Raw genomic sequence first — 16,877 nt, 5'->3', positions numbered from 1 at the left:
CGCCCACCCGGCCCCCACCCCTCACACCCCCGAGTGACTGCCAGGAGGGCTCGCGGGTACGCGGGGAGTAGTCCAGAGACGGCGGCACACGAAACCGTGCCGGTGTCGATCGACTGGCTGGAGGACCTGATGACCAACCCGTACCCCGACCCCGTCCCCCCGGGTCCCACCCCGGGCCCCGGACCGGTCCCCACACCGGGTCCGGCCCCGGAACCCCCGTCGCCCCCGAACCCGACCCCGACACCAGGCCCCGGCCCGGCCCCCGACCCGGCGCCGTCCCCGGTTCCGCCGGGCCCCGACCCCGTGCCGCCCGGCCCCGAGCCCGTGCCGAACCCGGAACCGGGACCACCGCTCACCTGACGGGGAGCGCAGACAGAAAAAAAGGGGGGCCACCAAACGGTGGCCCCCCTCGTCGGCGCGACGCTCAGCCCGTCACCTCGGACCTGTCCCCGCCCCACAGCGTGTGGAACGAGCCGTCGCGGTCCGTGCGCCGGTAGGTGTGCGCACCGAAGAAGTCGCGCTGCCCCTGCGTGAGCGCGGCCGGCAGCCGCTCGGCGCGCAGCGCGTCGTAGTAGGCCAGCGCCGCCGAGAACCCGGGCACCGGAACCCCCTGCCGCGTCGCCGCGATGATCACGTCACGCCAGTCGTCCTGCGCGTCGGCGATCTCCCGGGCGAACGTGTCGTCGGAGAGCAGGCTCGGCAGGTCGGCGCGGGTGTCGTACGCCGAGCGGATCCGGTCCAGGAAGGCCGCCCGGATGATGCAGCCACCGCGCCAGATCGCGGAGACGGCGCCCAGGTCGATGTCCCAGTCGTACTCCTCACGCGCCGCCGCGATCTCGTGGAAGCCCTGCGTGTACGACACGATCTTCGAGGCGTACAGCGCCTGCTCGACCCGGTCCGCGAAGGCACCCGCCTCGGACTCGGACAGGGGCGACGCCTTGGGCCCGGCGAGTCCGCGGGACGCCTCCCGCAGCTCCGCGTGCCCGGACAGCGAGCGCGCGAAGACGGCCTCCGCGATACCGGAGACCGGGACACCGAGGTCCAGCGCGATCTGCACGGTCCAGCGGCCCGTGCCCTTCTGCTCGGCCTGGTCCACCACGACGTCGACGAACGGCTTGCCGGTCGCCGCGTCCACGTGGGAGAGCACCTCGGCGGTGATCTCGATCAGGTACGAGTCGAGCCGTCCCGTGTTCCAGGTGCGGAAGATGTCGGCGATCTGCGCGGGGGAGTACCCGGCGACATCCCGCAGCAGCTGGTACGCCTCGCCGATCAGCTGCATGTCGGCGTACTCGATGCCGTTGTGCACCATCTTCACGAAGTGCCCGGCCCCGTCGGGACCGACGTGGGTCACACACGGCGACCCGTCGGCCGCCTTCGCAGAGATCTTCTCCAGCATCGGGCCGAGCGAGTCGTACGACTCCTTCGGGCCGCCCGGCATGATGCTCGGGCCGTTGAGCGCGCCCTCCTCGCCGCCGGAGACGCCCATGCCGACGAAGTGGATGCCCTGCTCGCGCAGTTCACGCTCCCGGCGCCGGGTGTCCGCGAAGTGGGCGTTGCCGCCGTCGATGATCATGTCGCCGGGCTCGAGCAGCGGCGCGAACTCCTGGATCACCGCGTCGGTCGGCTCCCCGGCCTTCACCATGATGACCAGCCGACGCGGCCGCTCCAGGGCCGCCACGAACTCCTTGGCGGTCTCGGCCGCGATGAAGTCGCCCTCGCTCCCGAACTCCTCGACCAGGGCGTGCGTACGCGACGCGGTCCGGTTGTGCAGGGCGACCGTATAGCCGTTGCGGGCGAAGTTGCGGGCCAGGTTGCGGCCCATGACCGCGAGGCCCGTGACGCCGATCTGCGCTGTAGTGCTCATACGGTGTGGCTCCTAAAGCATCCGTTATCGGTGGTGCCGGTCGTCCGACCAGTATCGACCCTGGCCATCCTGACGTGCCGGTACGGCGTGCGCACGTCCGGGGTGTGCAGCGTTTCGCAGGCACATACGCACGGAACCCCCCACCCGCCTCAGCCGTCTCCCAACTCGGCGGGGAAGCCGCCCGCTTGAGCCGCGGCTCGGCTGGTTGCCGTCTTGTCATGGCCTGTTCGCTGCGCTTACTTTTGCCCCTCCTGGCGCAGGACCCATGTCGTAGGGGGAGGCCTCCATGGCCGTACGAGGCCGGCACCGCCGGTATCAGCCGAACAGGATCAACCGCGCCTCGCTCACCGTCACGGCGGGCGGGGTCGGGATCGCGGTCCCGCTCATCGGCACCGGCACGGCCCACGCGGCCGACGTGGACACCTGGAACAAGGTCGCCGCGTGCGAGTCCAGCAACAACTGGAGCGTCAACACCGGCAACGGCTATTACGGCGGGCTCCAGTTCACCCGGTCCACGTGGGAGGCGTACGGCGGCACCCGCTACGCGGCCCGAGCGGATCTGGCCACCAAGGACCAGCAGATCGCGGTGGCCGAGAAGGTGCTGGACGGACAGGGGCCGGGCGCCTGGCCGACGTGCTCGGTGCGGGCCGGGCTGACCCGGGGCGGCGGCACCCCGGACATCGAGCCCCTCGGCGGGGAGTCTGCCGCAGTGCGCGACGTCCGGCCGCAGACCACCCCGCAGTCCCGCGCCGGTACCGCACGGATGTACACCGTGGTCCGCGGCGACTCGCTCTCCGGGATCGCCGACGCCCACAGGGTCCGCGGCGGCTGGCGGCAGCTCTACGACGCCAACCGGCAGACCATCGGGGCCGATCCCGACCTCATCCTGCCCGGGCAGCGGCTGAAGCTGCGGGCCCCCGCCGGCACGACCACCACCGCCGATCCCGCCTCCTCCACGAGGACGTCCTCCAAGAAGACGTCCTCCCCGAAGACGGCCCCCTCGCGGCACACGGAGAAGAGGGAGAAGAAGACCGAGGAGAAGGCCCACGGCACCGGGCTGGTCGCCCCCGTGAACGCCTCCCTCGGGACCCCCTACCACAAGGCGGGTTCCGCCTGGTCGAAGGGCTACCACACCGGCGTCGACTTCGCGGTGCCCACCGGGACCACGGTGAAGGCGGTCGCGGCCGGCAAGGTGGTCGCCTCCGGCTGGGGCGGCTCCTTCGGCTACCAGGTGGTCATCCGGCACGGCGACGGCCGCTACACCCAGTACGCCCACCTGTCCGCGATCTCCGTGAAGGCCGGGCAGACGGTCGGCTCCGGACAGCGCATCGGCCGCTCCGGATCCACCGGCAACAGCACGGGCCCGCATCTGCACTTCGAGGTGCGCAGCGGGCCCGGCTTCGGTTCCGACATCGACCCGGTGGCGTACCTCCGGGCCGGCGGCGTCAGGATTTGACGCGGGTGCGGTGCCGGTCGAGCACCGGCACCGGGATGTACGCGGCGCCGTAGAAGGGGCCGTAGTACGTCGGGAGTTCGGTGCCGGACGCCGGGTGCCCGCCGGGCGGACCGTCCGTCAGGACCGCCCGCGGGGCTCCCGGGGCCGGGATGAGCAGTTCTTTGCGCAGTCCCTCCCGCAGGGCGGCGACCTGCTCGACGAGCACGCCCTCGCGCACCAGCGCGTCGGCCGGTGCCTCAACGGGCGCGGGCAGGAACACCTCGTCCTGCTCGGCCGCCGCCGGCTCCGCCTCGGCGTGGGTGCGCTGGATCCGCTCCGTGGTGAGCAGGATCAGACCGCCGGCCGCCACCACACCGCAGCTCAGGGCGAGCGCGGTGCCGGTGGTGCCGTAGCGGAAGGTCTCACCGAACATCGTGATGCCGACCGCGGCCGCCACCACCGGGTTCACGACCGTCAGGGTGGCCAGCGGGGCCGCGAGGCCCGCGCCGCGGTAGGAGGCCTGCGACAGCATCAGACCGGCCGTGGCCAGCGCGCCGATCGCGGCCAGCGAGGGCAGGTCCGCCGTCGCGATGCCGTCGCTCCAGTCCACGGCGACCGTCTTGGTGAACACCGAGGACATGCCGAACGCAATGCCCGACGCGGTGGCCAGCAGCACGCTGCGCACCACCGGGTGCCGGTGCGCGGCCCGGCCCGCGATCATCAGCGCGACCACCGCGGCGGCCGTGACCAGCCCGGCGAACACCCGCTGGGCCGTGCCCAGCGACTGCGCGTCGGACGCGCCGACCAGGGAGAGCAGTCCGGCCAGACCGACCGTCGCCATGATCGCGCCCCGCCAGGCGGTGGCCCCGGCCCTGCGGCCCACGAACAGCGCGGCCATCGGCAGCGCGAACACGATCGTCAGGGCGCCCAGCGGCTGGACCAGGCTCAGGGGACCGTACGCGAGCGCGACCACGTGCAGCAGTCCGCCCAGGCCGTTCAGCGCGACCGCCGCCCACCAGCTCGGCCGGCGCAGCGGCGCGAACTGCTCGTCGGGGTGCGACACCGCGACCTGCTCCTGCACGATCGCACCGCCCGCGTAGGCGACGGCGGAGACGAGGGACAGAAGCACGGACAACGCGAGGGCACTCATGAGCAGCTCCTCTGCGTGAGGCGGGGGCCACGGGCCCGGGGCGACGGACTGTCGTCTTCCATGAGCAACACGATGCCCGGAAAAGTTCTTCCCGTCGTCGTACCTGAGCAGGCAATGGGTCCTACTGCCGATGGAGTACAAAACGGTCCGTGTCCTCCCCAGGGCGGGTGACACGGGGTGGAGGGCCCCTGCTGGGTCCCCCTAGGGGCCTTGGTACTACTGCTGGTCGTGGACCTCGACCCGGAACTCGCGGCGCTGCGACCGCTCGGCGCCTTCTTCGTCCTACACACGATCGGCGACCCCGCCGAGACCTCGCGCCCGGCGCTGCCGACTCTCGCACAAGTCTACGAGAACGCATCATCGGATGTTTACGGAAATCCACTGACTTTTCGTATTCGGAAGGTCGCCGACGCCCTGGACGCCCCCGAGCCCCGGATCGCGGCCTCCATCGCCCACCTGGGCCTCGCGGCCCGGCTGTGGTCCGTGGCTCTCGGCTGCGCGGCGGTCTACGGCCGGATTCCCGACCTGTCGCCCGGGCGCCTGCACTGGGACCCCGACGGCAGCGCGCCCGACGACCTCTGGGTCGCTCCCCAGGGACCGGGGGAGTCCCTGCCGGGTGACGCACGGACCCTCGCCGACGTCGTCCTGCACGGCCACCTCGAACCCCTCGCGGCCGCCCTGCGCACCGCGTACCGGCCGGCCGGCGGACTGCTGTGGGGCAACGCGGCCTCGGCGCTCGTGGGAGCCGTCCGGCAGCTGGGCCCCCGCGGCGCCGGCGCCCGCGCTCTCGCGGCCGAGCTCCTCGCCCATCCGCTGCTCGAAGGCACCCTCGACCCCCGCACCCTCCGCCGCCGCAGCTGCTGTCTGTACTACCGGTTGCCGGGAGGCGGCGTGTGCGGTGACTGTTGCTTCACACGAGCCCCGCGCTCTTCCCCGCGCGGCACATCTGGGTGACCATGAAAGCCGACCAGCCGAAAGACAGGGGGTTCCGGGTGCGAGTGGGCCTGCTGACCCGGGAGTACCCGCCGGACGTGTACGGCGGCGCGGGTGTCCATGTCGAGTTCCTCGCCCGGGAGTTGAGGTCCCTCGTCGACCTGGATGTGCACTGCTGGGGCGAGGGCCGGACCGACGGCGTGATCCGGCACCGGCCCTGGTCCGCGCTGGACGCCGCCAACGACGCGCTGCGCACCTTCTCCGTGGACCTGTCCATGGCGGCCGGCCTCGAGGACCGCGAACTGGTCCACTCGCACACCTGGTACGCCAACCTCGCCGGTCACCTCGGCAAGCTGCTGCACGGCATCCCGCACGTGATGACCGCCCACTCCCTGGAACCGCTGCGGCCCTGGAAGGCCGAGCAGCTCGGCGGCGGGTACGCCCTGTCCAGCTGGGCCGAGCGCACCGCGATCGAGACCGCCGACGCGGTGATCGCCGTGTCCGGGGCGATGCGCGAGGACATCCTCGGCTGCTACCCGGCGCTGGATCCGGCCAAGGTCCACATCGTGCACAACGGCATCGACACCGCCCTGTACCGGCCGGACCACGGCACCGACGTACTGGACCGCATCGGCCTGGACCGCGACCGCCCCTTCGTGCTGTTCGTCGGCCGCATCACCCGTCAGAAGGGCGTGCCCCACCTGCTGCGCGCGGTGCGGGACATCGATCCGGCGGCGCAGGTCGTGCTGTGCGCGGGCGCCCCGGACACACCCGAGATCGACCGGGAGTTCCGCGAGCTCTTCGAGGACCTGAGCCGCGTCCGCGAGGGCGTGCACTGGATCCCGCAGATGCTGCCGCGCCCCGAGGTGATCCAGCTCCTCACCCACGCCGCCGTGTTCGTCTGCCCCTCGGTGTACGAACCCCTCGGGATCGTCAACCTCGAGGCGATGGCCTGCGGGACCCCCGTGGTCGCCTCACGGGTCGGCGGGATCCCCGAGGTCGTGGACGACGGCGGGACCGGTTTGCTCGTCGATGTGGACGACGCGTTCGAGCCGGCCCTCGCGCGGGCACTCGACTCCGTGATCGGAGATCCGGAGACGGCCCGCCGGATGGGCGAGGCGGGCCGGGAACGCGCGGTGGGCGAGTTCGGCTGGGACGCCGTCGCCCGGCGTACGGTCCGGCTCTACGAGGAGATCGTCAAACAGGCGTACTAAGCCCCGCACAAGGGCAGGCATGGTTCAAACCAGGGTGAGGGGAGCGGCCATGCGTCGTGGTGGACCTTCGGTGCTCGGCATCGTACTCGCGGGCGGAGAGGGCAAACGCCTGATGCCCCTGACCACGGACCGCGCGAAACCGGCGGTCACGTTCGGAGGCACGTACCGCCTCGTCGACTTCGTGCTCTCCAACCTCGTCAACGGCGACATGATGCGCATCTGCGTGCTCACGCAGTACAAGTCGCACTCGCTGGACCGGCACATCACCACCACCTGGCGGATGTCGAGCCTGCTCGGCAACTACATCACGCCGGTGCCCGCCCAGCAGCGCCTCGGCCCGCGCTGGTACCTGGGCAGCGCGGACGCGATCCTCCAGTCCCTGAACCTGATCTACGACGAGCGGCCCGAGTACGTCGCGGTCTTCGGCGCCGACCACGTGTACCGGATGGACCCGCGCCAGATGCTCACGCAGCACATCGATTCTGGCGCGGGCGTCACGGTGGCCGGGATCCGGGTGCCGCGCTCGGAGTCCTCGTCGTTCGGGGTGATCTCCCCGGGCTCGGACGGCCTCACGGTGGAGCGCTTCCTGGAGAAGCCCACCGATCCGCCCGGCCTCGCGGACGACCCGGAGACCGTGTACGCCTCGATGGGCAACTACATCTTCACCACCAAGGCCCTGATCGAGGCGCTCCAGCGGGACTCCGAGGACGAGAACTCCGTCCACGACATGGGCGGCTCGATCCTCCCGCAGCTCACCGACCGCGGCGAGGCCCAGCTCTACGACTTCAGCGCCAACCACGTCCCCGGCGAGACCAGCCGCGACCGCGGCTACTGGCGGGACGTGGGCACCCTGGACGCCTACTACGACGCCCACATGGACCTGATCGCCGAGCGCCCCGCCTTCAACCTCTACAACCGGCAGTGGCCCATCTACACCCACTCCGGCCAGCTCTCCCCGGCCCGCTTCAACGCCGGCGGCATCGCGAGCGAGTCCATCATCAGCGCCGGCTGCCTCATCCGCGGCCAGGTCACCCGCTCCGTCCTGTCGCCCGGCGTCCTGGTCGATCCGGGCGCGGTGGTCCAGGGCTCGGTGCTCCACGACAACGTCAAGATCGGCAGGGGCGCGGTGGTCCGGGGCGCGGTCATCGACAAGAACGTCGAGGTGCCGCCGGGCGCCACGATCGGAGTGAACCCGGAGCGGGACGCGGAGCTGTACACGGTCTCCCAGGGCGGCGTGATCGCCCTGGGGAAGGGCCAGCTGGTGTCGTAGGCGGATGCGGAGCAGGAGCGAGGTGACGGTCCGCGCGGTGAGACCCGAGGTGACGGTCCGCGCGGTGCGGCCCGCCGACGCGGACGACGTCCTCCGCCTGCTCCGCGCCTTCACCACGAGCCACATCCCGGAACCGGGCCGCTTCAGGACGGTCACCTTCCCCGCGGTCCTCGCCTCCGCGGCGGCCGGCCGGGCCGAGTTCCTGGCGGCCGAGGAGGGCGGGCGCGTGGTCGGGTACGCCTACGCCGCCCGCGTGCCCACGTTGTTCGCCGGGGGCACGGTCCTCGAACTCCTGGAACTCACCGTCCGGGCGGAACTGCGCGGCCGCGGGCTCGGCTCACGGCTCGTCCGTGCGGTGCTGGAGGCCGCCGAGCGGGCCGCCGACGCGGAGGTGTGCGTGCCGACGCGCAGGGCCGCCGACTTCTACCGGCGACTGGGCTTCGCCGAGACGGCCACCTACCTGAAGCGGACTCCCGGCGGCTGAGCGCTGTGCTGCAACCGGCGGTTGTCGCGTCCGCCTCTTGTGTCCCACCCCTTGCGCCAGGGACTCGAACGTAATCTGCTGTTAACTGTGCGTAGCTTGATCGTACTTGACCGTAATCGCCGGAGGGCGATTGACTGCTGGTCCACCTGTCGTCGACGCGAGGCAAGCCATTGACTTCAGACCTGCTCGCCCCTCTCGACCTGGCGTTCTGGAACATGGAAACCGCCGAGCACCCGATGCACCTGGGAGCACTCGGCGTCTTCACGGCGCACTCGCCCACCGCGGGCGCTCACGCGGCCGATCTGCTCGCGGTCCGGGCCGCCGCCGTGCCCGGCCTGAGGATGCGGATCCGGGACGCGTGGCCGCTCGGCCTCCCGTACGCCTTCGGGGGCGCCGCGCGCGTGCCCGATCCCGACTTCGACCCGCTCCGGCATGTCCTGCTGCACGCCCCGACCGCCGACTTCCACACCGAGGCGGGCCGGCTCATGCAGCGGCCGCTCGACCGTGACCGCCCGCCCTGGGAGGCGCATGTCCTGCCGGGCGAGGACGGTGTCTCCTTCGCGGTGCTCTTCAAGTTCCACCACGCCCTGGCCGACGGACTGCGCGCACTGACGCTCGCCGCCGCCGTCCTGGACCCGATGGACCTGCCCGAGCGCAGGCCACGCCCCGAGGAGCCGGCCAAGAGCCTGCTGCCGGACGTGCGCAGACTGCCCGGCCTCGTCCGGGGCGCCGTCTCCGACCTCGGCCGCGCCCTCGACATCGGCGCCTGCGTCGCCCTGTCCTCCGTGGCCGTGCGCTCCTCCCAGGCGCTCACCGCCGAGCCGAGCGGCACCCGCCGCACCGCGGGAGTCGTCGTCGACCTCGACGACGTGCACCGCGTCCGCAAGTCCCGCGGCGGGACGGTCAACGACGTCCTGATCGCCGTCGTCGCGGGCGCCCTGCGCCGCTGGCTGGACGAACGCGGCGACGGCAGTGCGGGCGTGGCGCCCCGCGCCCTGATCCCCGTCTCCAAGCGCCGTCCGCGCACCGCGCACCCACAGGGCAACCGGCTCTCCGGGTACCTGATACGGCTTCCGGTCTCCGACCCCGACCCGCTGGGCCGCCTCGACACGGTCCGCAGCGCCATGGACCGCAACAAGGACGCGGGCTCCAACCGGGGCGCCGGCGCGGTCGCCCTGCTCGCCGACCACGTCCCGGCCCTCGGCCACCGGCTCGGCGGCCCGCTGGTCAGCCAGGGTGCGCGGCTCTGGTTCGACATCCTGGTCACCAGCGTGCCCCTGCCGAGCATCGGCCTGAAGCTCGGCGGCAACCCGGTCACGGAGGTCTACCCCTTCGCCCCGCTCGCCCGCGGCCAGTCCCTCGCCGTAGCGATCTCGACGTACCGGGGGCAGGTCCACTACGGCCTGGTCGCGGACGCGGAAGCGGTGCCCGACCTGGACCTGCTCGCCCGGTCCCTGTCCGAGGAGGTGGCCGGACTCCTGTCCGCCTGCGGCTCTTGATCGTTTCCGGATTGCGGGCCCGGCCCCGCGCTGAAGTAAAATTCCGCGTTCGACCAGTGGACGCGGCCCGGGTGCCGCACGGGTGACCAGGGAAACGGCAGCGCGATGACGGTGACAGACGACGGCTCGGCGACCATGCACGAGCCCGGTGACGAGGTCGTGCACGGCCCCGGCATCGACCCGGAGCGGCTGGCCGTCTGCCTGAGCGTGCTCGACGAGCTCGACAAGCTGGAGGTGGACCACCCCGACGCGATCGCCGTGCGCCGGGCCACCGCCGGGATCTACCGCACCGTCAAGCAGCGCCGCCGACAGGAGCGCCGGGCCGCCAAGACCGCGCACGACAAGGCGGTCACGGAGGCCACGGCGACCGGCTCCGCCCAGCGCATCGACGACGAGACCGAGGGCATCCTGCCGTCCTCGATCACCGAGGAGGGCAGGGTCGCGGGGATACTCCAGCGCCCCCGCTCCTGCTACACCTGCAAGACCCGGTACGTCGAGGTCGACTACTTCTACCACCAGCTCTGTCCGGACTGCGCCCGCCTGAACCGCGGCAAGCGCGACGCCCGCGCCGACCTCACCGGCAAGCGCGCCCTGCTCACCGGCGGCCGCGCCAAGATCGGCATGTACATCGCGCTGAGGCTGCTGCGCGACGGCGCCCACACCACGATCACCACGCGGTTCCCGAAGGACGCCATCCGCCGTTTCAAGGCCATGGAGGACTCCGGGGACTGGCTGCACCGCCTGGAGGTCGTCGGCATCGACCTGCGCGACCCGGCCCAGGCAGTCGCACTCGCCGAGCAGGTCGCCGAGGCGGGCCCGCTCGACATCCTCGTCAACAACGCGACCCAGACCGTACGCCGGCTGCCGTCCGCGTACGCGGCCCTGGTCGACGGTGAGAGCGCCCCGCTGCCCGCCGGTGAGCTCCCCGCCCACCATGTCATCGGCGCCTTCGGCTCCGGCGCGGTCGACGGGCTGGCCTCGCTGCCCGCCGGGATCTCCGGCATCGACGCCCAGCAGGTCGCCGACCTCGCCCTGGTCGCGGGCAACGCCAGCGTCGCCCGGCACCTCGACGGCACGGCCATCGACGCGGGCGGCCTGGTCCCGGACGTCGTCGACAGCAACACCTGGGTGCAGACCATCGACCAGATCTCTCCGGTGGAGCTCCTGGAGACCCAGCTCTGCAACTACACCTCGCCGTTCATCCTGATCAGCGCGCTGCGCCCGGCGATGGCCGACGCGGCGAAGAAGGCGAGCAGCGGCCGCGCCTACGTCGTCAACGTCTCCGCGATGGAGGGCGTCTTCGGCCGCGGCTACAAGGGCGCGGGCCACCCCAACACCAACGCCGCCAAGGCCGCGATGAACATGGTCACCCGCACCAGTGCCCAGGAGATGTTCCAGAGCGACGGCATCCTCATGACCTCCGTCGACACCGGGTGGATCACCGACGAGCGCCCCCACTACGACAAGCTCCGCCTCGCCGAGGAGGGCTTCCACGCGCCCCTCGACCTGGTCGACGGCGCGGCCCGCGTCTACGACCCGATCGTGCGGGGTGAGGACGGCGAGGACGTGTACGGGGTCTTCCTGAAGGACTACGCGCCCGGCAAGTGGTGAGCCCCGGCCGCAGGAACCGTCGGCCCTGACGTGTGGGCCGACGGCGGCGGGGAACCCGGACCACGGTCAGTTCCCTGCCAGGAGTTGTCATGGCACGTCCACACAGCATCGATCCGCGCGCGTTCGACGACCCGCGCAACCGCTACCCGACCGACGAGGAGTTCTACGCGAGCGACCGTCCGGTCCAGCGCGAGCTGCCCGAGGACCGGCCCCGCGGCGGTGCCTCCGACCGGATCAGGCACCCCTGGGGCTGGGGCATGATCGCGCTCGTCGTCTTCGTATGCCTGATCGTCCTCGTGGGCATCGCCCTGTTCCCGTGACCCCGTCATGAGGGTGGCGGGGCCGACGACCGCAGCCGGTCGTGGACGGCGTACCCGCCCGGGCGCGCCGCCCGCACCCGGGTGCCCCCGTCCACCAGCAGATCCGCCCCGGTGATCCACCCGGCGGCGTCGGACGCCAGCCACACCACGGCCCGCGCGACGTCCTCGGGCTCGCCGATCCGCCCGAGCGGCAGCTCGACGGGCCCCTGCTCCCACACGAACCGCGCCATCTCGGTGCGGACGAGCCCGGGGGACACGGAGTTGACCCGCACCCGGGGAGCCAGCTCGCCCGCCAGCTGCTGGGTGAGATGCAGCAGCGCCGCCTTGCTGGTGCCGTAGGCGCCCACGTTCGGCCCGACATGCGCGGCACCCTCCGTGCAGACGTTCACCACCGAGCCGCCGTGCTCCCGCAGCCACGCCCGCCACGCCTCGCGCACCAGCCGCAGCGGAGCCTCCACGTTGACGGTGAACGCCTCGCGCCACGCGTCCGGATCGACCTCCATGAGGGGGCCGTACGGCTGGTTCGTCGCCGCGTTGTTGACCAGCACGTCGAGCCGGCCGAACTCGCTGAGGACGAGGTCCACGGCCGCGCGCGGATGGTCCGGGTCGGCGACGCTGCCCGCCAGCCCGATGCCGCCGAGGGCACGGGCGGCCCGGCGGACGTCGTCCCGGTCCCTGGCCGTGACGCACACCAGCGCCCCGGCGTCGGCCAGTTGCCGCGCGACCTCGAGCCCGATCCCGCGGGTGCCGCCGGTCACCAGGGCGGCCCTGCCGTTGAGTCCGTACGACGACGTCATCGCCGTACCGTCTCATGACGGGCCGTCAGTCGACAGACTCCAGGCGGGAGTTGTGCGCGGCGACCAGTTCGAGGACGGCCCGCCAGTCCTCCAGGACGCCCGCGTCGAACCGGGCCGTCAGGCCGTCCTCGCCGGCCAGGCGGAGCAGGTCGTCGTCGGTGGTGGGGCCGTGGTGGCGCAGCAGCCGGTGGACGCGGTCGCCGAGCAGGCCGCGGAACGCCTCGGCCGCCGGTCCGAGGCCCAGCAGCAGACCGGCCACCTGGAGCTCCTTGTCGGCGGGCCTGCTGCGGCGCAGCAGCGCGGCGGTCCGCAGGGCGTGTTCGCTGCCGCAGGCGTGCAGCAGATCCATCAGCTCGTCGACACTGCGCAGTTCCATACGTCAGACCTCCCGCCGGGCCGGCCGTTGCCACGGGCCAGCACAGCATGGGCGCCTTGCGATTCGGCCAACGGGATCTGAACTGCGCGACCGCCCTGCTCGGAGGCCCGGTCGACCCCTAGGCCGAACGGGTGACTTCAGGAAGGGGTATTGAATGACAAATCACGTGGAAAACGGCCGAAAGACCACAGTCGAATTGCAATGGTTACACCTTGTTTTCGGCCCCTATCGAGCGAGCCCCCGCTCATCTGGTTAGTCTGTAGCGGACGGACGGCAGTACGGGGTCCCACCCACACCCACAGTCCGTCCCGGGACAAGCCGTTCACCATGGCCTGCTCTCACCTGAGTTGCCGGCGCCACCGCGTCCGAACCCGATCTCGACCCAGACCCGAGCGGACGTCCAGGCACCGGACCGTAGGTTGACAGGTACCCGTCCCGAGGGTGAGCCCGACACATAAGGAGTGCGCGGTGACACCGGAGAAGACGAATCGCGAACAGCGCCCCAAGGAACGCCCGGAGCGCGCGGGCCGACGGCCCGGGGACATCGGCAGTCTCGACGTGTGGGCGCGCTCGGCTCCCATCCGCCTCGCGGGTTACGAGGACGACCTCGCCGAGCCCCACATCCTGCCCAGCGTGGACTGACCGCAGGACCTTCGCGATCGCCGACGGCATGGGCGTGGAAGACTCGCGCCCATGCTGATCAGAGAAGCCGCGGCCGACGACTGGCCGCGGATCTGGCCTTTCTGGCACCGGATCGTGGCCGCCGGCGAGACCTACGCCTGGGACCCCGACACCTCCGAGGAAGCCGCCCGCGCCCTGTGGATGAACCCGGCCAAGCGCGTCTTCGTCGTCGAGGACGAGACCGGCGAGATCGTCGCCTCGGCCTACGTCACCCCCAACTACGGTGGCCCCGCGGCCTGGATCGCCAACGCCGGCTTCATGGTCGACCCCGACCGGGGCGGCCGCGGCTACGGCCGCGCACTCGCCGAGCACATCCTGGCGGCCGCCGCGGCCGACGGCTACCGGGGCATGGTGTTCAACGCCGTCGTCGAGACCAACCCGGCCGTGGGGCTCTGGACCTCGCTGGGCTTCACGATCCTCGGCACCGTCCCGGACGCCTTCGAACACCCCCGGCACGGCCGCGTCGGCCTGCACATCATGCACAGGGCCCTCTGAATCAACCCGACAGGGGCCGCCCGTCGACCACGCGCAGACCGGCCACGACCTCGTCGTCGGAGAGCTCGCCCGTCGGCAGGAAGCCCACGGAGGTATACAGCCGGGCGGCCACCGTGTTGCCGGGGTGGTACGACAGACGGAGTTCCGTGCACTCCGACCGGCGGGCCAGCCACTCCACGAGGGTCAGCACCGCCGCCCGCCCGACGCCCTTGCCCTGCTCGGGACCGTCGATCACCATCCCCCCGAGCCAGTACGAGCCGTCGTCGTCACGTCCCCACATGAGATGACCGGCCACGGTCTCGTCGGCGCACACGGCCAGCGAGTGCCAGACCCCCTCCCGCAGGGACAGCAGCAGATAGCGGGCCGCCAACGCGGCCACGTAGCGGCGCTGTTCGTCCAGCGGAGCGACGTCCGCGACGGCCCGCCAGTTCTCGTCGTCCACGTCCCGCAGGACGACCTGACGCCCCGCGCGGTCCGAAAGCCCAAGAGTGATCACGCAGTTCAGGCTAGGGACGGCGAGACCGCACCGCGAACGATTTGGCGCCGCACCGGGACACGGCTCAGTCGACCGGTGCGGTCCGCCGCCACGGCTGCCGCCGCTCCAGTTCCTCCGCGACCTCCAGCAGCACGGTCTCCGACCCGGGCCGCGCCACCAGTTGTACGGCGGTGGGGGCGCCCGAGGGCAGGGTGCCGAGCGGGACCGACATGGCCGGCCAGCCGGTGAGGTTCCACGGCGGGGTGAGCGGCGAGTAGGCGGTGTTGGCGAGGACGTTGCGCAGCCAGCCCCGCTCGTGCCAGGCCTCCGCCTTGGGGGAGCGGCGGGCCAGCGCCGGGAGCAGCAGGACGTCGTGCTCGGCGAAGAACGGCTCGAGCCGGTCGCGCAGCGCCTGCCGCGCCTTCCCCGTCCGCACGCCCTCGACGAAGCGCCGGCCGATCGCCGCGTGCACCCGGGTGCGCCGGGCCAGCAGCTGTGGATCCAGTCCCTGCGCGTCCACCGACGTGCCCGCCGTCCAGGTGGCCAGCGAGGTGACGCCCAGCGACATCGGGTACGGCGGGTCGGCGCGCCGCACCTGGTGCCCCGCCTTGATCAGCAGTCCGGCAGCCTCCCGGACCGCGTTCTTGTAGGGCGCGCCGACGGTGACCCCGGCGAGCGGGCTGCGCAGGGACACGGCCACGTCGAGGGTGGCGGGCGCCTCCCGTCGTACGAACTCGGTGTCGGCGATGACCGAGAGCAGCAGGCGGGCGTCCTCGACGGTGGTCGCGAGCGGGCCGTTCTCGGACATGCCGAACCAGTCGCCGTCGCTGATGCCCGCCGGGACCACCCCAAAGCCCGGCTTCAGGGTGACCAGGCCGCAGTTGGCCGCCGGAATGCGCAGCGAGCCCATGCCGTCGTTGCCGAGGGCGAGCGGGACCAGTCCGGCGGCGACCGCGGTCGCGCTGCCGCCGGAGGAGCCGCCCGCCGTGCGCGAGGTGTCCCACGGATTGCGGGAGGTGCCGTGGACGCCCTCCGTGGTGCCGAAGACGCACAGTTCCGGCACGTTCGTCAGGCCCACGACCACCGCACCGGCCGCCCGCAGCCGGGCCACCACGACATGGTCGGCCTCGGCCGGGGTGTCCGGGGTCGCGGCGGTGCCGACGCGGTTGCTCTCGCCGCGCACGGAGAGGTTGTCCTTGACCGCCACCGGCACCCCGGCCAGGGGCAGTTCGCCGAAGTCGGCGCGGGACCCCACCTCGTCGGCCTCCGCGAGCGCCGCCTCGGCCCGCACCACCCGGAACGCCCCGAGGCGCCCGTCCAGTTTCCCGATCCGGTCGAGGTGTTCGGCCACCACCTCGCGCGGGGTGACCCGCTTCTCGCGGACGGCGGCGGCGATCTCGGCGGCGGTGCGGCCGACCCAGCTGGTCACGTGCGCTCCTCGGGCTACTGGCGAGTACGTGAGGAGAACTCTGCCGTGCGGCGGACCTCACGTCGAGAGTGCTCGCGCGGTTCGTCGTGGGACGTTCAGCACGGGGGCTGTGTGAGCAGGACCTGCACGTACAGCCCCTGCGTCACGCCCCGAGCTGCGCCCGCAGCCACTGCTCGACCTCGCCCACGTGCGCGGCCGCCGCCGCCCGGGCAGCCTCCGGGTCGTGGGCGACCAGGGCGCGGTGGATCGCCGCGTGCTCGCGCCGGGTGCGGGCGAAGGCGCCCTCCTCCTGGTAGCCGCGCCAGACACGGGCCCGGAAGGTGCGGGAGGACAGGCCGTCCAGGATGGCCGCCATCGTCTCGTTGCCGGCCGCCCCCGCGATCTCGCGGTGGAAGGCGAGGTCGTGGGCGAGGATCTCCTCCGGGTCCTCGGTGGCGTTCATCGCGGTGAGGTGCTTCTCGACCTCGGCCAGCTGGTCGGGCGTGATCCGGGCGGCGGCCAGCGCGGTCGCCGTCGACTCGAGGATGCGCCGGACCTCCAGGAGCTCCACCAGACGTGGTCCCCGGGAAAGGTCGGCGACCACACCGAAGGTCTCCAGCAGGTCGCCGGCCTCCAGCTGGGTGACGTAGATGCCCGAACCGTGCCGGGCCTCCAGTACGCCCATGACGGTCAGCGCGCGGATCGCCTCGCGCATCGAACTGCGCGAGATGCCCAGCTGGGCCGCCAGATCCCGTTCGGTCGGCAGCCGCTGGCCCGGCTCCAGCCTGCCCTCGCCGATCATCGCCTTGATCTGCTCGATGGCGCGCTGCGTCACGGTGCCCTTCTGCGGGGCTGTCTCGTCCAC

At 72.3% G+C, this 16,877-nt stretch carries 17 protein-coding genes; 10 read left to right on the top strand and 7 right to left on the bottom strand.

The genetic code is table 11. The annotated features are described in order from the left end of the window. Positions 1-424: 424 nt before the first annotated feature. Complete coding sequence (gndA, locus tag IF54_RS0137275; RefSeq protein ID WP_030327071.1) at positions 425-1,864, bottom strand: NADP-dependent phosphogluconate dehydrogenase; 1,440 nt, start codon at positions 1,862-1,864, stop codon at positions 425-427. Positions 1,865-2,150: 286 nt separating this feature from the next. Between gndA and IF54_RS0137270 the strand changes: the two genes are divergently transcribed. Next, positions 2,151-3,320, top strand: a complete 1,170-nt coding sequence (locus tag IF54_RS0137270; RefSeq protein WP_030327070.1) for a transglycosylase family protein — start codon at positions 2,151-2,153, stop codon at positions 3,318-3,320. On the opposite strand, the gene IF54_RS0137265 is transcribed toward IF54_RS0137270, so the two are convergent. Next, on the bottom strand, positions 3,310-4,449 hold the full coding sequence (locus IF54_RS0137265; RefSeq protein ID WP_030327069.1) for a DMT family transporter: 1,140 nt from the start codon (positions 4,447-4,449) through the stop codon (positions 3,310-3,312). The genes IF54_RS0137270 and IF54_RS0137265 overlap by 11 nt on opposite strands. Positions 4,450-4,659: 210 nt before the next feature. On the opposite strand from IF54_RS0137265, the gene IF54_RS0137260 reads away from it, so the two are divergent. From IF54_RS0137260 to IF54_RS0137230, 7 genes are all read left to right on the top strand, one after another. Beyond that, positions 4,660-5,403, top strand: a complete 744-nt coding sequence (locus tag IF54_RS0137260; RefSeq protein ID WP_030327067.1) for a (2Fe-2S)-binding protein — start codon at positions 4,660-4,662, stop codon at positions 5,401-5,403. A 38-nt stretch (positions 5,404-5,441) separates the two neighbouring features. Further along, positions 5,442-6,596, top strand: a complete 1,155-nt coding sequence (glgA, locus tag IF54_RS0137255; RefSeq protein WP_030327065.1) for a glycogen synthase — start codon at positions 5,442-5,444, stop codon at positions 6,594-6,596. 49 nt (positions 6,597-6,645) lie between these two features. Then, the gene (glgC, locus tag IF54_RS0137250; protein WP_030327064.1) at positions 6,646-7,866 is read left to right on the top strand and encodes a glucose-1-phosphate adenylyltransferase; all 1,221 of its coding nucleotides are present in this window, start codon (positions 6,646-6,648) and stop codon (positions 7,864-7,866) included. A gap of 4 nt (positions 7,867-7,870) precedes the next feature. After that, positions 7,871-8,350 (top strand): GNAT family N-acetyltransferase, encoded by a 480-nt coding sequence (locus tag IF54_RS40055; protein WP_078852246.1) that lies wholly within the window; start codon positions 7,871-7,873, stop codon positions 8,348-8,350. Positions 8,351-8,520: 170 nt separating this feature from the next. Then, on the top strand, positions 8,521-9,849 hold the full coding sequence (locus IF54_RS0137240; RefSeq protein WP_030327058.1) for a wax ester/triacylglycerol synthase family O-acyltransferase: 1,329 nt from the start codon (positions 8,521-8,523) through the stop codon (positions 9,847-9,849). Between the two features lie 105 nt (positions 9,850-9,954). Further along, positions 9,955-11,460: an SDR family NAD(P)-dependent oxidoreductase gene (locus IF54_RS0137235; RefSeq protein WP_030327057.1), complete on the top strand. Its 1,506-nt coding sequence runs from the start codon at positions 9,955-9,957 to the stop codon at positions 11,458-11,460. Between the two features lie 89 nt (positions 11,461-11,549). Beyond that, positions 11,550-11,780 (top strand): hypothetical protein, encoded by a 231-nt coding sequence (locus tag IF54_RS0137230; RefSeq protein WP_030327056.1) that lies wholly within the window; start codon positions 11,550-11,552, stop codon positions 11,778-11,780. Between the two features lie 5 nt (positions 11,781-11,785). Here the strand turns inward: IF54_RS0137230 and IF54_RS0137225 are convergent, their stop codons facing one another. Beyond that, positions 11,786-12,577: an SDR family oxidoreductase gene (locus tag IF54_RS0137225; protein WP_030327054.1), complete on the bottom strand. Its 792-nt coding sequence runs from the start codon at positions 12,575-12,577 to the stop codon at positions 11,786-11,788. Between the two features lie 25 nt (positions 12,578-12,602). Next, positions 12,603-12,953, bottom strand: a complete 351-nt coding sequence (locus IF54_RS0137220) for a hypothetical protein (protein ID WP_020135226.1) — start codon at positions 12,951-12,953, stop codon at positions 12,603-12,605. Positions 12,954-13,421: 468 nt separating this feature from the next. On the opposite strand from IF54_RS0137220, the gene IF54_RS42480 reads away from it, so the two are divergent. Both IF54_RS42480 and IF54_RS0137210 read left to right on the top strand, forming a co-directional pair. Then, positions 13,422-13,595 (top strand): hypothetical protein, encoded by a 174-nt coding sequence (locus tag IF54_RS42480; RefSeq protein ID WP_007386357.1) that lies wholly within the window; start codon positions 13,422-13,424, stop codon positions 13,593-13,595. A gap of 51 nt (positions 13,596-13,646) precedes the next feature. Then, positions 13,647-14,129, top strand: a complete 483-nt coding sequence (locus IF54_RS0137210) for a GNAT family N-acetyltransferase (protein ID WP_030327053.1) — start codon at positions 13,647-13,649, stop codon at positions 14,127-14,129. Between the two features lies 1 nt (position 14,130). Here the strand turns inward: IF54_RS0137210 and IF54_RS0137205 are convergent, their stop codons facing one another. The 3 genes from IF54_RS0137205 to IF54_RS0137195 all read right to left on the bottom strand — a co-directional run bounded on the left by IF54_RS0137205 (position 14,131) and on the right by IF54_RS0137195 (position 16,877). Further along, a complete protein-coding gene (locus tag IF54_RS0137205) occupies positions 14,131-14,625 on the bottom strand; it encodes a GNAT family N-acetyltransferase (protein WP_030327050.1) in 495 nt (164 codons plus the stop codon). A gap of 64 nt (positions 14,626-14,689) precedes the next feature. Beyond that, positions 14,690-16,033, bottom strand: a complete 1,344-nt coding sequence (locus IF54_RS0137200; RefSeq protein ID WP_030327047.1) for an amidase — start codon at positions 16,031-16,033, stop codon at positions 14,690-14,692. Between the two features lie 142 nt (positions 16,034-16,175). Continuing rightward, complete coding sequence (locus IF54_RS0137195; protein WP_020135223.1) at positions 16,176-16,877, bottom strand: FadR/GntR family transcriptional regulator; 702 nt, start codon at positions 16,875-16,877, stop codon at positions 16,176-16,178.

Source organism: Streptomyces sp. NRRL B-3229 (assembly GCF_000719505.1).
GTDB classification, from domain to species: domain Bacteria; phylum Actinomycetota; class Actinomycetes; order Streptomycetales; family Streptomycetaceae; genus Streptomyces; species Streptomyces griseorubiginosus.
This window is presented reverse-complemented; position numbering and strand designations above follow the sequence as displayed.

What these genes read in the sequence shown, in the direction of transcription:
- IF54_RS0137270 (WP_030327070.1), top strand. Translation starts at nt 2,151, where the DNA reads ATGGCCGTACGAGGCCGGCACCGCCGGTATCAGCCGAACAGGATCAAC.
- IF54_RS0137265 (WP_030327069.1), bottom strand. Translation starts at nt 4,449, where the DNA reads ATGAGTGCCCTCGCGTTGTCCGTGCTTCTGTCCCTCGTCTCCGCCGTC.
- IF54_RS0137220 (WP_020135226.1), bottom strand. Translation starts at nt 12,953, where the DNA reads ATGGAACTGCGCAGTGTCGACGAGCTGATGGATCTGCTGCACGCCTGC.
- IF54_RS40055 (WP_078852246.1), top strand. Translation starts at nt 7,871, where the DNA reads ATGCGGAGCAGGAGCGAGGTGACGGTCCGCGCGGTGAGACCCGAGGTG.
- IF54_RS0137230 (WP_030327056.1), top strand. Translation starts at nt 11,550, where the DNA reads ATGGCACGTCCACACAGCATCGATCCGCGCGCGTTCGACGACCCGCGC.
- IF54_RS0137225 (WP_030327054.1), bottom strand. Translation starts at nt 12,577, where the DNA reads ATGACGTCGTCGTACGGACTCAACGGCAGGGCCGCCCTGGTGACCGGC.
- gndA (WP_030327071.1), bottom strand. Translation starts at nt 1,864, where the DNA reads ATGAGCACTACAGCGCAGATCGGCGTCACGGGCCTCGCGGTCATGGGC.
- glgC (WP_030327064.1), top strand. Translation starts at nt 6,646, where the DNA reads ATGCGTCGTGGTGGACCTTCGGTGCTCGGCATCGTACTCGCGGGCGGA.
- IF54_RS0137210 (WP_030327053.1), top strand. Translation starts at nt 13,647, where the DNA reads ATGCTGATCAGAGAAGCCGCGGCCGACGACTGGCCGCGGATCTGGCCT.
- IF54_RS0137235 (WP_030327057.1), top strand. Translation starts at nt 9,955, where the DNA reads ATGACGGTGACAGACGACGGCTCGGCGACCATGCACGAGCCCGGTGAC.